The sequence below is a fragment of the Mesorhizobium sp. B2-7-1 genome, from assembly GCF_006440735.1.
Taxonomy (GTDB): Bacteria; Pseudomonadota; Alphaproteobacteria; order Rhizobiales; family Rhizobiaceae; genus Mesorhizobium.
Genome location: NZ_VFUA01000054.1, coordinates 15,500 through 30,214 on the forward strand (window position 1 = coordinate 15,500; position 14,715 = coordinate 30,214).

Consider the following 14,715-nt stretch of genomic DNA (forward strand, 5'->3'; position numbering starts at 1 on the left):
AGGCGCTTCGACGATACGGGCTGGGGGCAAAAACCGGCCACGCCACACCCCGATATCAGCGGTTTATGGCAATTATCACGCAATCGTGCACATTAAATCTCGGTAACGTGAGGTCCGGATATGGTTCGGACCCTTGCGTTTTGCCGCGTTTCGCCAGCGGCAACCGGCTTTCACCGGGCTAGGGCGTCTCACCGTTTTTCGGAAACGGCGAACCGCTCTATCTCCTTGTTTTTACGCAATTCCGAACGGAAAATCGCTCACACTTTTCCTGGAATTGCTCTAGCGAAGGCTTTCGAGGTCGCGGATGCGCTTGGCGCCGGCCGCTTCCAACTGCCTGGTCACGGCGCCGATCAGGGTTTCGGCGACCACGAACAGAGCGGCGGACGAATCCCACGCCGAAGGCACCGCAGTCCGCCCGGCGATCACATGGCGGGCAAAACGGGCGATCGGCGACAGCCACTGGTCGGTGAAGAGAATGATCTGCACGCCGCGGTGATGGGCCTTCTCGGCAAAGCGGACCAGGCTTTCCTGGTAACGGCGGATGTCGAAGATCACCAGGACGTCGCGCTTGCCCATGTCGATCAGGCGGTCGCGCCAGATGCTCTCCTGGCCGGCGAGGTGATAGACATCCGGCTGGATGATGGCCAGGTGAGCGGCCATGTAGCGCGCCAGCGGATCGGTGAAGCGACCGCCGATCAGGAAGGTCTTGCCGCGCCGCTCGGCAAGCCGCGCGGCTATGTCGGCAAGCTGTTTGTCGGTCAGGTGCCGGAAGGTCTCGCGCATATTGTCGAGCGTCGCCTCGAGCATCGGCGAGGCTGCGCCGCCGACCGAGCCTGGATTGAGCGTGCGCGAGGCCGGCGATTGCAATTGCGCCGCCAGCTCATCCTGCAGCGCCGACTGGAACTCGGGGTAATTCTGGAAGCCTAGCCTGGCGACGAAACGCAAGATCGTCGGCGAGGACACGCCGGCCGCGGCCGAGAATTCGGCGACCGTCTTCAGCCCGGTCAAAGGATAGTTGGCAATCAGCGTCTGGGCGGCGCGGCGCTCGCCGGCCGGCATCGAGCCGATGCGGTCCGAGATCAGTTCGGCAATGCTGGAAATCATGTTTTCCCCCCGCCCGTTGACCCGCCGCCGCCGTTTTCCCGAATTCGCGTTTGACAAAGCCGGGTAAACTGTATGAAATCATTCACACGGACGCAATGAGACAAAATACGTAACATAAGATACAGCGTTCCGCAGGGGACGATATGGAGAAAGCTCGGCCCGCTAGCCTTGCCCCGTCCGAGACCGCGAGGGTGACCAATCCCGGCGGCTCCAGCCCCTTCGTCTTCACCTGCGATCACGCTTCCAACTTCCTGCCCGCCGAATTTGGAACGCTTGGCCTGCCGGCCGAGGCGCTTTCGCGCCATATCGCCTGGGACCCGGGCGCGCTTCCCGTCGCCAGCCGCATGGCCGAGGCGCTCGACGCGACCTTGATCGAGACGCGCGTGTCGCGGCTCGTCATCGATTGCAACCGGCCGCTCGACGCGCCGGACCTCGTCCCGCCGGTCAGCGAGACGACGGCCATTCCCGGAAATTCGAACCTGTCCGACAAGCAGCGCGCCGCGCGCATCGACCTTGCCTGGCGTCCGTTCCACGACTCGATCGCCGAGATCGTCGAGCGGCGGCTGGCGCGCGGCCAGGAGACGCGGCTGGTGTCGGTGCACTCCTTCACGCCGGTCTACAAGGGCAAGAGCCGGCCATGGCACATCGGCATCATCCATGATGACGACCGCCGCCTGGCAACGCCCCTGGTCGCGGCGCTGCAGCGGCTTGCCGGCGTCGCCGTCGGCGTCAATGAACCCTATTCGCCGGCCGACCGCGTCTATTTCACGCTGGAACGGCATGCGCGTTCGCGCGGCCTTGCCTGCGCGATGATCGAAATCCGCAACGACGAAATCGCCGGCGAGACCGGGCAGCGGAAATGGGCGGATCTGCTCTCCGGCATTTTTTCCAATCTGGAGCCCGAGGAGGCCAGGGGCTCCCGACGAAGCGCAATGGGAAAGTCAGCACAATCGGCCAGCTAAGAAAATAAGGGGACTTCCAGATGGCTACACCGGATCACACCGACAAATCGGAGGATGTAAGGATCCTTCACAGCATGGGTTACGCCCAGGAATTGGCGCGCCGCATGAGCGGCTTCTCCAACTTTGCCATTTCCTTTTCGATCATCTGCATCCTGGCCGGCGGCATCACGTCTTTCCCGCTGGCAATGGCCACCGGCAGCGGTTTCGAGGCCACCGTCGGCTGGATCATCGGCGGCGTCTTCGCTCTTGTGGTCGCTGCTTCGCTCGGCCAGATCGGCTCAGCCTATCCCACCGCCGGGGGCCTCTATCATTGGTCCTCGATTCTCGGCGGGCGTGGCTGGGGTTGGGCGACGGCCTGGATCAACCTGCTCGGCCTGATCTTCGTCGTCGCGTCGGTGAATGTCGGCGTCTATCTGCTCTTTCAGGGTCTCGTCGCGGGACCGATCTTCGGCTGGGACACCTCGACCTGGGGCTTCTGGCAGCAGACGCTGGCGGTCGTTCTCATCACCGTCACCCAGGGCCTCTTCAATCATCTCGGCATCAAGACGACAACGATGTTGACCGACTTTTCCGGTTACCTCATCCTGGTTGTCGCGGTCATCCTGACGCTGACCTTCCTGATCTGGGGCGCGCATGGCTTCGAGCTGTCGCGGTTGACGACCTTCGTCAACACGACCGGCGATCTCGGCGGTGGCTATGTTCCGACGGCCCGCACGGCGCTCGTGGCCTTTCTGATCGGTCTTCTTTATCCGCTTTATACGATCACCGGCTTTGATGCTTCGGCCCACACCGCCGAGGAAACGCACAATGCCCGTGTCGCGGTGCCGAGAGGCATGATCCACGCGGTGTTGTGGTCGCTCGTCTTCGGCTTCGTCATGGCGGTGTCCTTCGTGCTGGCGAGCCCCGATCTGGTGGCAACCGCCAAGGACGGCGGCAATGCCTGGTTCAACCTGTTCAACAACCTGCCGGCGCCGACCTGGCTCAAGGCCCTGCTCGGCATCGCCATTGTGCTGTCGAACTATCTGTGCGCGCTCGCCGGGCTCACTTCGACCTCGCGCATGATCTTCGCCTTCTCGCGTGACGGAGGCCTGCCGGGGTCGTCTTTTTGGAAGCAGGTTTCGCCGACCTGGCGCACGCCGGTGCCTGCCATCTGGCTGGGCGTCGTGCTGGCGATTGCCGCCACGCTCTATTCGCCGGCTTTCGCGGCGCTCGCAGCCGGCTGCGCTCTCTTCCTCTATGTCTCCTACGCCATGCCGATCGCAGCCGGACTTCTTGCGGAAGGCAAGACCTGGACAGAGTTCGGTCCGTTCCGCCTCGGCGTCTGGTCAAAGCCTTTCGCCATCGTCACCGTGCTCGGCGTCCTGGTGCTGATGTATGCCGGCATCCAGCCACCCTTCGACATCCTGATCAACTACGCCGTCGGACTGATCATCCTGCTCGTGGCGCTGTGGTTCGGTATCGAATCGCGCCGCTTCAAGGGCCCGCCGATCGGCGCCGACATCGCTCGCCGCGCGGCGGAGATCGCGGCCGCGGAAAAAGCCGTCGGCCAGACAGCAGGCTAACGGCAAAGCAATATCGCCCGGTCGGCTCAGGTCGATCGGGCATCGATATGCAGGACCGGCCAGCCAAGAACCATAGGGGAATGCCAACATGACGACACCGGGTTATACAGAGTCGGACAAGGCGGAGGATGTAAAACACCTCCACAGCATGGGCTACGCCCAGGAACTGGAACGGCGGCTCAGCCGCTTCTCGAATTTCGCGGTTTCGTTCTCGATCATCTGCATCCTGTCCGGCGGCATCAATTCGCTGGCCCAGGCGACGTCGGGCGCAGGCGGCATCGGCATCGGCATCGGCTGGCTGGTCGGCTGCTTCGTCTCGCTCACCTTTGCCGTCGCCATGTCGCAGATCAGCTCGGCCTATCCGACGGCCGGCGGCCTCTATCACTGGGGCTCGATCCTCGGCAATCGCGGCACCGGCTGGGTGACGGCCTGGCTCAACCTGCTCGGCCTGATCACCGTGCTCGGCGCCATCAATGTCGGCACCTGGACCTTCTTCCTCGGCGCCTTCGGACCGGCGCTCGGCATCGAGGGCACGCTGACCAACCAGATGATCTTCCTGGTCATCATCACCGGCGCCCAGGCGCTGATCAACCATCTCGGCATCAAGCTGACGGCCAGGCTCACCGACTTCTCCGGCTATCTGATCTTCTTCGGCTCGATCCTGATCGCGGTGGTCTGCCTGCTTTCGGCCGAGACTTGGGATTTCAGCCGCCTCTTCACCTTCCATAACTATTCGGGCGACTCCGGCGGCGGCGTGTGGCCGTCTGTCTCGAACGCCTGGGTGTTCGCGCTCGGCCTGCTGCTGCCGATCTACACTATCACCGGCTATGACGCCTCGGCGCACACGTCGGAGGAAACCATCAAGGCGGCGTCTTCGGTGCCGCGAGCCATGGTCATGTCCGTCATCTGGTCGGCCGTCTTCGGCTATCTGTTCCTGGCCGCTTTCGTGCTGATGATCCCGAACATGGACGATGCCGCCAAGCAGGGCTGGAACGTGTTCTTCTGGGCTTTCGACCAGCGCGTCAGCCCCGGCCTCAAGGAGTTCGTGTATCTCGTGGTGTTCGTCGCGCAGCTGCTGTGCGGTCTGGCGACCGTCACCTCGGCCTCGCGCATGATCTTCGCCTTCTCGCGCGACGGCGGCTTGCCCGGTTCGTCGGCACTCGCCAAGGTCAGCCCGACCTACCGTACCCCGGTGGCGGCGATCTGGACGGCGTCGATCCTGTCGGTGCTGTTCGTCTGGGGCTCGACGCTGGTCTCGGTTGCCGGCACCTCTGCCTACACCATCGTGGTGTCCTGCACCGTCATCTTCCTGTTCCTGTCCTTCATCGTGCCGATCGTGCTCGGCATGCTGGCCTGGGGCACGCCGAAATGGGACAAGATGGGCCCGTGGAATATGGGCCGCGGCATCTTCATGCTGTTCGGCGTTCTCTCGATAATCTCGATGATCCTGATCTTCGTCATCGGCATCCAACCACCGAACGACTGGGCGCTCTACATCACCGTCGGCTTCTTCGTCCTGACGGCGATCGTCTGGTTCGCCTTCGAGCGCAACCGCTTCCAGGGCCCGCCGCTCGGCGACATCATCGCGGCCCGCCAGGCGGCGATCAAGGCGGCCGAACAGGCGGTCGGCGAGACCGGCCACTGAGACTTCGCTTCATGGCCATGGCCGGCGCAACGCCGGCCATGGCCATGTTTCTCCCTTTCAATCGAAAAGCGCTGGAGTGCCAAAGGAATGGCCGGGAATTTCTCGTTCGATCAGTTGAAGAAGGCGGTCTCGAATGGCGAGATCGACACGGTGCTGGCCTGCATCGTCGATATGCAGGGCCGGCTCGCGGGAAAGCGCTTCCTGGCTCAGTATTTCGTCGATTCCGCGCATGGCGAGACGCATGGCTGCAACTATCTCTTGGCCTGCGACATCGATATGGAGCCGGTGCCGGGCTACAAGGCGGCGAGCTGGTCGAAGGGCTATGGCGACTTCGTCATGAAGCCGGACCTGGCGACGCTGCGGCGCATTCCATGGCTGGAGAAGACGGCGCTGGTCATCTGCGACGTGCTCGACCATCACACGCATGAGGATCTTGGGCACTCGCCCCGGGCGATCCTGAAGAAGCAGGTCAAGCGACTGCAGGAGCGCGGCTATATCGGCTATTTCGCCTCCGAGCTCGAATTCTACCTGTTCAGCGAGACCTACGATTCCGCCCGCAAGAAGCAATGGCAGGGGCTCGACAGCGCATCGCCTTATATCGGCGACTACCAGATCGGCATCACCTCGAAGGAAGAGGGCGTCATGCGCCGGCTCCGCAACGAGATGGAAGCCGCCGGCATCCCGATCGAGAATTCCAAGGGCGAATGGGGTCCCGGCCAGGAAGAGATCAATGTGCGCTATGCCGAGGCGCTCGACATGGCCGACCGCCACGTCATCCTGAAGAACGGCGCCAAGGAGATCGCCGATTCCGAGGGCAAGGCCATCTCCTTCATGGCCAAGTACAATTATGGGCTCGCCGGCAATTCCAGCCACATCCACAATTCGCTGTGGAGCGCCGACGGCAAGACGCCACTGTTCTTCGACAAGAAGGCGGATTGGACGCTGTCCACGCTTGGCCAGCAATGGGCGGCCGGGCAGCTCAAATACGCCAAGGAGTTCACCTGGTTCCTGGCGCCCTACATCAATTCCTACAAGCGCTTCCAGGCCGGCACCTTCGCGCCGACCAAGATCATGTGGAGCGAGGACAACCGCACCGCCGGCTTCCGGCTCTGCGGCGAGGGCACCAAGGGCATCCGCATGGAATGCCGCATCGGCGGCGCCGATCTCAATCCCTATCTCGCCTTCGCCGCCCTGATCGCTTCCGGCCTCGCCGGCATAGACGAGAAGCTGGAATTGCAGAAGCCGTTCGTCGGCGACGCCTATCAGGCATCGCGCCTGCCGGAGATCCCGAAGACGTTGCGCGACGCCACCGAGACGCTGGCCAAGTCGAAGATGCTGAAGCGGGCCTTCGGTGACGACGTGGTCGAGCACTATGTGCACACCGCCCGCTGGGAGCAGTTCGAATACGACCGTCGCATCACGGATTGGGAACTGCACCGGGGGTTCGAGCGGTACTAAAGCTGTAATCTGCGTTGACCGAGCTTAATTGAGGCTGTAATTATTCAGTTAAGCTTAGGGAGCGCGAAATGGGAAAATATTCGCCTTTGCGTACGTATCTCATGGCTCAGACCCGTGAACGGGTTCCGATGTCGTTCAAGGATATCGAGAGGCTACTTGGTGAGAAGTTGCCGGCGTCCAAGCAATATCCGGCTTGGTGGAGCAACAATCCCAGCAACAATCCGATGACAAAGGAATGGCTCGCTGCGGGGTTTCAGACGGAGTCGGTCAATATCGCCGGCGAAAATCTGGTCTTTCGGCGTGCTCCGCAAGGAAGTGCTCAAGCCTATCGCAAATCTTCCGGCGGGCGAGTCGGGGAAAGGAGTTCGGGGCACCGGCCAGGCTTTATGGAGGATAAGGTGGATTTCAAGAATGCTCCAAATATGAGCGGTAAGAGTGAGGACTATATCGTGCCGACGCGCGGCGCCGATCCGCTGTTTGGATGCATGGCCGGGACGCTCACGCTTCTTCCGGACGTCGACTACACCGCCCCCGCGGATCCGGACTGGGGCAAAGTGTATGACGACTGACGGAATATTGCTGGACACGTGTTTCATGCTGTGGCTGTCGACCGAACAGCCGGTCACAAGAGTGGCGGTCGACAAAGTGGCCAGCACGCGAAAGAACGGTGGCGTCATTGCCGTTTCGATCATGTCGGCTTGGGAGATCGGAATGCTCGTCTCCAAGGGCCGGCTTCCGTTCATCAAGTCGCCGCTCGCCTGGTTCGAAGGGTTCGTGAAAGCGGGCGCAACGAGCGTGGAGGGGATCGACAGCGAGCTTCTGGTGGAGTCCTCGTTCCTGCCTGGCGCCGTTCATAACGATCCGGCGGACCGGATCATCATAGCGACGGCCCGTTCGAGGAACCTGGAAATCATCACCCGCGATCGCGCCATCCTTGCCTATGGCGCGGCCGGCTTTGTCAAAACAGTACCTTGTTGATTTGGAGATGCCTTCTTGGAAACCGTAAAACTCAAATCCCCGATCGACGGCTCGATCTATGCCGAACGGCCGATCGCTACGGACCAGGCGATCAACGCTGCGGTCGAGCGTGCCCGGGCGGCGCAGGAGAAGTGGGCCGAGACACCGGTCGTCGAGCGCGGCAAATACATGCTTGCGATGCTCGAGGCGCTGGTCGCCATGACCGACGAGATCGTGCCCGAGATCGCCTGGCAGATGGGGCGGCCGGTGCGCTATGGCGGCGAGTTCGGCGGCGTCAAGGAACGCACCAACTATATGGTCGAGATCGCCGAAGCAGCGCTGAAGCCTGTGCTGGCTTCCAATCCGAAGGACGGCTTCCGCCGCTATGTGAAGAAGGTGCCGCTCGGCGTCGTGTTGGTGATCGCGCCCTGGAACTATCCCTATCTTACTGCGGTCAACACCATCGTGCCGGCACTGATGGCGGGCAGCGCCGTCATCCTCAAGCACGCAGTGCAGACGCTGCTGGTCGGCGAGCGGTTCAGCCAAGCCTTCGACAAGGCGGGCCTGCCAAAGGGCCTGTTCCAGAACCTGGTCATGAACCACGCCCAGACCGAGAAGCTGCTCGGCTCCGGCAAGATCGACCATGTCAATTTCACCGGCTCGGTCGGCGGCGGCCGCGCCATCGAGAAGGCCGCTGCCGGCACCTTCATGACGCTTGGGCTCGAGCTCGGCGGCAAGGACCCGGCCTATGTGCTGCCCGACGCCAAGATGGACCACGCGGTTGCCAACCTGGTCGACGGCGCCTTCTACAATTCGGGCCAGTGCTGCTGCGGCATCGAGCGCGTCTATGTGCATGAGAAGGTCTATGACGAGTTCGTCGAGGGTTTCATCGCCGAGACGAAGAACTATGTCGTCGGCAATCCGCTGGAGCAGGCGACCACCATGGGTCCGATGGCGCAGGCGCGCTTCGCCGACCTGATCCGCGAGCAGAAGGCCGAGGCGCTGCGCAAGGGCGCCAAGGCGCATATCGCCATGAAGGTCGAGAACGACAGGGCCGGCTCGCCCTATCTGGCACCGGAAGTGCTGACCGGGGTCGATCACCAGATGAGCGTCATGCGCGAGGAGAGTTTCGGCCCCATCGTCGGCATCATGAAGGTGCGAGACGACGAGGAGGCGATCGCCCTGATGAACGACAGCCCCTATGGGCTGACGGCCTCGATCTGGACGCGCGACACCGAGCGCGCGGTGGCGATCGGCGACCGCGTCGAAACCGGAACGGTGTTCATGAACCGCTGCGACTATCTCGACCCGGCGCTGGTTTGGACCGGCGTCAAGGACACCGGCAAGGGCGCGGCGCTCTCGGCCATCGGCTACGACAACCTGACCCGGCCGAAATCCTATCACCTGCGTGAAGCGATCTGACCTTTCGAAAGACAAAAAATGTCCAAGCTCATCTCCAAATGGAACTACCCCACCACCGTCCGCTTCGGCGCCGGCCGCATCAAGGAACTGCCGGATGTGCTGGCTGCCGCCGGCATCAAGCGCCCGCTCTTCGTCACCGATCCCGGCCTGGCCAAGCTGCCGGTCGTCGCCTCGACGCTGAAGATCCTCGACGACGCCAAGGTTCCCTATGGCGTGTTTTCGGAGGTGAAGCCGAATCCGGTCGAGTCCAACCTCACCGCGGGCATCGCCGTGTTCAAGAAGGGCAAGCATGACGGCGTCATCGCCTTCGGCGGCGGCTCGGCGCTCGACCTCGGCAAGCTGATCGCCTTCCAGGCCGGACAGACACGGCCGGTGTGGGACTTCGAGGACGTCGGCGATTGGTGGACGCGCGCCAATTCCGATGCGATCGCGCCGATCATCGCGGTGCCGACCACGGCAGGAACCGGCTCCGAGGTCGGCCGCGCCGGCGTCATCACCAATGAGGCGACCCACACCAAGAAGGTGATCTTCCATCCGAAGCTTCTGCCGGCGATCGTCATTGCCGATCCGGAGCTGTCGGTCGGCATGCCTGCCTTCATCACAGCCGGCACCGGCATGGATGCGCTGGCGCACTGCCTGGAGGCCTATTGCGCGCCGGGCTACCATCCGATGGCCGACGGCATCGCGGTGGAAGGCATCCGGCTGGTGTTCGAGAACCTGCCCAAGGCCTTCGCCAACGGCAAGGACCTCGTAGCGCGTGCCCATATGATGAGCGCCGCCGCCATGGGCGCCGCCGCCTTCCAGAAGGGGCTGGGCGCCATCCATTCGCTGTCGCATCCGATCGGCGCGCTCTACGACACCCATCACGGCATGACCAATGCCGTGTTCATGCCCTATGTGCTCGCCTTCAACAGGGAGAGCATAGAGGAGCGCATCGCCCGGCTCGCCGCCTATTGCGGCATCAAGGGCGGCTTCGACGGCTTCGCCAAGGCGATCATCAAGCTGCGCAAGGAGCTCAAGGTGCCGCACGCGCTGCCCGGCCTGATCAAGGGTCTCGACATGGACAAGAAGCGCAAGGCGCTGATCGCCGACATGGCGGTGGTCGACCCGACCGCCGGCGGCAATCCGGTCAAGCTCACCAAGAAAGCGGCGCTGACGCTGCTCGAAAATGCGATCGCCGGCTCGGTCTGAGAGCCGGCTTTCAATGCCGAAGAGTTGAATGAAGGGGCGTTCCAGAAGGGAAGGGAGATGGCAAAAGGCAAGGTGGCTAACCATTAGCCGGAAAATTAAGCGCGGGCTAATTGCTACAGTCCGTTAAAAAGAGTTAACTTTTTTGGCCGCGGGGCTCCGGTTTCAAAAAGCCTTCATCTGGCTGTCACACGAAAACGATACCCGCATCGCAGGCGCTTAAACGCGCCAGTTCAACGGAGAGAACACATGTTCAAGTTCACGGGGAAAGTGCTTTCCCTCTCGGCCGCGGCGCTCTTCGCGTCGACGGTGATTTCGTCCGCCGACGCGCTGGACGATCTCGTCAAGGCCGCGAAGGCGGAAGGCCAGCTCACCACCATCGCGCTTCCGCATGACTGGTGTGGCTATGGGGCAGTGATCGACGCTTTCAAGGCTAAGTATCCAGAAATCAAGATCAACGAACTCAACCCGGACGCCGGCTCGGGCGACGAGGTCGAGGCGATCAAGGCCAACAAGGACAACAAGGGTCCGCAGGCGCCCGACGTCATCGACGTCGGCCTCTCGTTCGGCCCGACCGCCAAGGCCGACGGCCTGCTGATGCCTTACAAGGTGTCGACCTGGGACTCGATCCCGGACAGCGCCAAGGATGCCGACGGCGCCTGGTACGGCGACTATTACGGCGTGCTGTCGTTCATGGTGAACAAGGACCTGATCAAGGAATCGCCGGCCGACTGGGCCGACCTGCTGAAGCCGGAATTCGCCAACTCGGTCGCGCTCGCGGGTGACCCGCGCGCTTCGAACCAGGCCATCCAGGCGGTCTACGCCTCCGGTCTGTCGTCGGGCGCTGCCGCCGGTGAAGCCGCCGGCACCGCTGGCCTCGACTTCTTCAAGAAGCTCAACGCCGCCGGCAACTTCGTTCCGGTCGTCGGCAAGCCGGCGACGCTGGCCCAGGGCCAGACGCCGATCCTGATCAACTGGGACTACAACGCGCTCGCCGGCCGCGACACGCTGAAGGGCAATCCGCCCGTCGACGTGATCGTGCCGAAGACCGGCGTCGTCGCCGGCGTCTATGTGCAGGCGATCAGCGCTTACGCGCCGCATCCGAACGCCGCGAAGCTGTGGATGGAGTACCTCTATTCCGACGAAGGCCAGATCGGCTGGCTGAAGGGCTACTGCCACCCGATCCGCTTCAACGATCTCGCCAAGAACGGCAAGATCCCGGCGGACGTGCTGGCCAAGCTGCCGCCGGCCGAGTCCTATGCCTCGGCCGCTTTCCCGACGCTCGACGAGCAGGGCAAGGCCAAGGAAGCCATCAGCAAGAACTGGGACGCCACCGTCGGCGCCAACGTCAAGTAAGACTTGAAATGCGCCGGGCGGCCGCTTGGCCGCTCGGCTTTCCCTCGAAGACGGTGCCTGGCGCATGACCGATCTATCGCTTTCAAATCAGTCTATTGCCACGAAGCCCGCGCCGCCGACCGAGGCGACCGCTTTCCGTCTGCCGACGCAATGGATCGGTGTGGCGCCGTTCTTCGTCTTCACCCTGATGTTCCTGATCATGCCGACGCTCTATCTCGTCATCGGCGCGTTTCAGACCGGGGAAGGCGGTTTCACGCTCGACAACATCCTGCAGTTGGTGAGCGATCCTTCGATCAGCAATTCCTATTGGGTTTCGATCAAGATCAGCTTCTGGTCGGCTATCGTCGGCGCATTCGCCGGATTGGCGATCGCCATCGCCATAGTGCGCGGCGGCCTGCCCAGCTGGGTGCGCTCCGCGACGCTGACCTTCTCGGGCGTCGCCTCGAATTTCGCCGGCTTGCCGCTGGCCTTCGCGTTCATCGCCACGCTCGGCCGCGTCGGCATCGTGACGGTGCTGTTGCGCGACATATTCAACCTCAACATCTACGCGTTGGGGTTCAATTTCCTGACCACGTGGGGCCTTATCGTAGTCTATCTCTTCTTCCAGATCCCGCTGATGGTGGTGATCATCGTGCCGGCCATCGACGGCTTGAAGAAGGAGTGGAACGAGGCGGCGGCCACGCTTGGCGCGACCCAGTGGCAGTACTGGCGCATGGTGGTGATACCGGTGTTGTTTCCGAGCTTCCTCGGCACCGTGATCCTTCTGTTCGCCAACGCCTTCGGCGCCATCGCGACGGCCTACGCGTTCGCCGGCCCGCAGCTCAACATCGTCCCCATCAAGCTCTATTCACAGATCAACGGCGACGTGCTGCACAATCCGCAACTCGGCTACGCGATCGCCTTCGGCATGATCGTCATCACCGGACTGGCGAACGTCTTCTACATCTGGTTCCGGACCCGCTCCGAGAGGTGGCTGAAATGAAGTCGGGCAAATTCTGGGCCTGGGTCGTCTTCGGCATCGGCACGGCCTATTTCTTCATTCCGCTGCTGGCGACGTTCGAGTTCTCGTTGCGCATGCGGCGCGGCGTCCATTCCTTCGACGCCTACCAGGTCGTGCTCGGCGACCCCCGCTTCCAGGCAACGTTCCTGTATTCGGTGATCGCTGCGATCTTCACCATCATCCTCGGCGTGCTGGTCGTGGTGCCGGCGGCCTATTGGATCCGACTGCGGCTGCCTCAAATCAGGCCGATCGTCGAGTTCATCACACTGCTGCCGCTGGTCATTCCGGCGATCGTCATCGTCTTCGGCTATATCCGCATGTACGGGTCGAGCTCGCCGCTGCCGTTCCTGGCCAGCGATCTCGGCGCAAGCGCCCTCCTGGTGATCGGTTACGCGACGCTGGCGCTGCCCTATATGTACCGCGCCGTCGACACAGGCCTTCGCACTATCGACGTCAGGACGCTGACCGAGGCGGCCCAGATCCTGGGCGCAGGCTGGACCACGATCATAACCCGCGTTATTCTGCCCAATGTCCTGATCGCGGTGCTGTCGGGCGCGTTCCTGACTTTCGCCATCGTCATCGGCGAATTCACGATGGCGAGCCTGCTCAACCGTCCGGCGTTCGGGCCGTATCTGCAGAACATCGGCGCCAACCGCGCCTATGAGCCGGCGGCCCTTGCCATCATCGCCTTCGCCATTACCTGGGGCTGCATGTCGCTGATCCAGATCCTGTCCCGTTTCGCGCCGAAATCGGCGAACCGACCGAATTGACCTGAGAGAAAAGCCATGGCCGAGCCATTCCTGTCCATCCAGCATGTGCGCAAGTCCTACGGCGCCAACACCGTCGTGCAGGATTTCAATCTCGATGTAGAGCCCGGCGAGTTCGTCTCCTTCCTCGGCCCGTCCGGCTGCGGCAAGACGACGGTGCTTCGCATGGTCGCCGGCTTCGAGGAGCCTTCGGCCGGCAAGATCGTCGTCGCCGGCAAGGATATCACCAGGCTGAAGCCCAACCAGCGCAATGTCGGCATGGTGTTCCAGGCCTATGCGCTGTTCCCGAACCTGACCGTGGCGCAGAACATCGCCTTCGGCCTCAAGGTCGCCGGCATGTCCAAGGCGGATTCCGACAGGCGCGTCGCCGAGATGCTCGACATCATCAAGCTGCCGCAAATGGCCGACCGCTATCCCTACCAGTTGTCCGGCGGCCAGCAGCAGCGTATCGCGCTCGCGCGGGCGATTGCCCCGAAACCCAAACTGCTTCTGCTCGACGAGCCGCTGTCGGCGCTCGACGCCAAGGTGCGCGTGTCGCTGCGCGAAGAGATCCGCTCGATCCAGAAGAAGCTTGGCATCACCACCATCTTCGTCACGCATGACCAGGAAGAGGCGCTGTCGATCTCCGACCGCATCGCGGTGATGTATGGCGGCAAGGCCGAGCAGGTTGGCACGCCGTTCGAGATCTACAACCGGCCGGCCACCAAATTCGTCGCCAACTTCGTCGGCACGCTCAACGTGCTCGAAGGCACGGTGACCGATGCCGGCGCTGGCAGGGTGCGCGTGAACAGCCAGGAGGTCGCTCTCAAGGGCAAGCTCAACGGCTCGAAGTCCGGCGATACGCTGTCGCTGGCGCTCCGGCCCGAGGCCATCTCGCTGGCGCGCCAGCCCGGCCACGACACCAGCCTGTCGGGCGAGATCGCCGAAGTGCATTTCCTCGGCTCGGTCATCCGCGTGCGGGTCGGCATCGGCGGCAACACGGTGTCGCTCGACACCTTCAACAATTCGACGACGCCGCCGCCGGTCGTCGGCGACAAGGCCGATATCTCCTTCGCGTCCGGAGACATGCTGGTCCTGCACTAGGCCATGTCGATATTCAGGTGAGGCCGGCCTGCAAATGGCGGCTTCCTGCGCTTCCGGTGCTCACGTACGAAAAGTACGCTCCGCTCCGGTTCTCGGAAACCACCATTTTCGACTCGGCCTGACCTGAATCTCAACACAGCCTGAGCCAACTGGACTGAAGCTCTTTGAGCATGTGCATATAGCCGGCCAATATCGACGCGTCCGACAAATC

General features: G+C 62.8%; 13 protein-coding genes. 12 read left to right on the plus strand and 1 reads right to left on the minus strand.

Going from position 1 to position 14,715, the window contains the following annotated elements; all coding sequences use genetic code 11:
* Positions 1 to 279: 279 nt before the first annotated feature.
* On the minus strand, positions 280 to 1,104 hold the full coding sequence (locus tag FJ471_RS19935; RefSeq protein WP_140806074.1) for a MurR/RpiR family transcriptional regulator: 825 nt from the start codon (positions 1,102 to 1,104) through the stop codon (positions 280 to 282).
* Between the two features lie 143 nt (positions 1,105 to 1,247).
* On the opposite strand from FJ471_RS19935, the gene FJ471_RS19940 reads away from it, so the two are divergent.
* The 12 genes from FJ471_RS19940 (at position 1,248) to FJ471_RS19995 (ending at position 14,504) form a co-directional block, all read left to right on the plus strand.
* On the plus strand, positions 1,248 to 2,066 hold the full coding sequence (locus tag FJ471_RS19940) for an N-formylglutamate amidohydrolase (RefSeq protein WP_140806076.1): 819 nt from the start codon (positions 1,248 to 1,250) through the stop codon (positions 2,064 to 2,066).
* Positions 2,067 to 2,086: 20 nt separating this feature from the next.
* Positions 2,087 to 3,628, plus strand: coding sequence for an amino acid permease (locus FJ471_RS19945; protein WP_140806079.1), 1,542 nt, complete (start codon positions 2,087 to 2,089; stop codon positions 3,626 to 3,628).
* An 88-nt stretch (positions 3,629 to 3,716) separates the two neighbouring features.
* Complete coding sequence (locus tag FJ471_RS19950) at positions 3,717 to 5,273, plus strand: amino acid permease (protein WP_140806081.1); 1,557 nt, start codon at positions 3,717 to 3,719, stop codon at positions 5,271 to 5,273.
* 87 nt (positions 5,274 to 5,360) lie between these two features.
* Entirely contained in the window at positions 5,361 to 6,731 is a 1,371-nt protein-coding gene (locus FJ471_RS19955; RefSeq protein ID WP_140806083.1) for a glutamine synthetase family protein, read from the plus strand.
* A gap of 68 nt (positions 6,732 to 6,799) precedes the next feature.
* Positions 6,800 to 7,300, plus strand: a complete 501-nt coding sequence (locus tag FJ471_RS34865) for a hypothetical protein (protein WP_181179595.1) — start codon at positions 6,800 to 6,802, stop codon at positions 7,298 to 7,300.
* The gene (locus FJ471_RS19965) at positions 7,290 to 7,709 is read left to right on the plus strand and encodes a type II toxin-antitoxin system VapC family toxin (protein ID WP_140806085.1); all 420 of its coding nucleotides are present in this window, start codon (positions 7,290 to 7,292) and stop codon (positions 7,707 to 7,709) included. The genes FJ471_RS34865 and FJ471_RS19965 overlap by 11 nt, the downstream gene beginning before the upstream one ends.
* Before the next feature lie 15 nt (positions 7,710 to 7,724).
* Positions 7,725 to 9,110, plus strand: coding sequence for an aldehyde dehydrogenase family protein (locus FJ471_RS19970; RefSeq protein WP_140806087.1), 1,386 nt, complete (start codon positions 7,725 to 7,727; stop codon positions 9,108 to 9,110).
* 18 nt (positions 9,111 to 9,128) lie between these two features.
* The gene (locus FJ471_RS19975) at positions 9,129 to 10,301 is read left to right on the plus strand and encodes an iron-containing alcohol dehydrogenase (protein ID WP_140651450.1); all 1,173 of its coding nucleotides are present in this window, start codon (positions 9,129 to 9,131) and stop codon (positions 10,299 to 10,301) included.
* Between the two features lie 246 nt (positions 10,302 to 10,547).
* Positions 10,548 to 11,654: an ABC transporter substrate-binding protein gene (locus FJ471_RS19980; RefSeq protein WP_140806089.1), complete on the plus strand. Its 1,107-nt coding sequence runs from the start codon at positions 10,548 to 10,550 to the stop codon at positions 11,652 to 11,654.
* Between the two features lie 187 nt (positions 11,655 to 11,841).
* Positions 11,842 to 12,636, plus strand: a complete 795-nt coding sequence (locus tag FJ471_RS19985) for an ABC transporter permease subunit (RefSeq protein WP_246684773.1) — start codon at positions 11,842 to 11,844, stop codon at positions 12,634 to 12,636.
* A complete protein-coding gene (locus tag FJ471_RS19990; protein WP_140806093.1) occupies positions 12,633 to 13,424 on the plus strand; it encodes an ABC transporter permease in 792 nt (263 codons plus the stop codon). The genes FJ471_RS19985 and FJ471_RS19990 overlap by 4 nt, the downstream gene beginning before the upstream one ends.
* 15 nt (positions 13,425 to 13,439) lie before the next feature.
* Positions 13,440 to 14,504: an ABC transporter ATP-binding protein gene (locus FJ471_RS19995; RefSeq protein ID WP_140806095.1), complete on the plus strand. Its 1,065-nt coding sequence runs from the start codon at positions 13,440 to 13,442 to the stop codon at positions 14,502 to 14,504.
* Positions 14,505 to 14,715 lie beyond the last annotated feature (211 nt).

Bases quoted from the DNA above. Each gene is read 5' to 3' on its own strand.
- FJ471_RS19935 (WP_140806074.1), bottom strand. From the start codon at position 1,104: ATGATTTCCAGCATTGCCGAACTGATCTCGGACCGCATCGGCTCGATG.
- FJ471_RS19940 (WP_140806076.1), top strand. From the start codon at position 1,248: ATGGAGAAAGCTCGGCCCGCTAGCCTTGCCCCGTCCGAGACCGCGAGG.
- FJ471_RS19945 (WP_140806079.1), top strand. From the start codon at position 2,087: ATGGCTACACCGGATCACACCGACAAATCGGAGGATGTAAGGATCCTT.
- FJ471_RS19950 (WP_140806081.1), top strand. From the start codon at position 3,717: ATGACGACACCGGGTTATACAGAGTCGGACAAGGCGGAGGATGTAAAA.
- FJ471_RS19955 (WP_140806083.1), top strand. From the start codon at position 5,361: ATGGCCGGGAATTTCTCGTTCGATCAGTTGAAGAAGGCGGTCTCGAAT.
- FJ471_RS34865 (WP_181179595.1), top strand. From the start codon at position 6,800: ATGGGAAAATATTCGCCTTTGCGTACGTATCTCATGGCTCAGACCCGT.
- FJ471_RS19965 (WP_140806085.1), top strand. From the start codon at position 7,290: ATGACGACTGACGGAATATTGCTGGACACGTGTTTCATGCTGTGGCTG.
- FJ471_RS19975 (WP_140651450.1), top strand. From the start codon at position 9,129: ATGTCCAAGCTCATCTCCAAATGGAACTACCCCACCACCGTCCGCTTC.
- FJ471_RS19980 (WP_140806089.1), top strand. From the start codon at position 10,548: ATGTTCAAGTTCACGGGGAAAGTGCTTTCCCTCTCGGCCGCGGCGCTC.
- FJ471_RS19985 (WP_246684773.1), top strand. From the start codon at position 11,842: ATGTTCCTGATCATGCCGACGCTCTATCTCGTCATCGGCGCGTTTCAG.
- FJ471_RS19990 (WP_140806093.1), top strand. From the start codon at position 12,633: ATGAAGTCGGGCAAATTCTGGGCCTGGGTCGTCTTCGGCATCGGCACG.
- FJ471_RS19995 (WP_140806095.1), top strand. From the start codon at position 13,440: ATGGCCGAGCCATTCCTGTCCATCCAGCATGTGCGCAAGTCCTACGGC.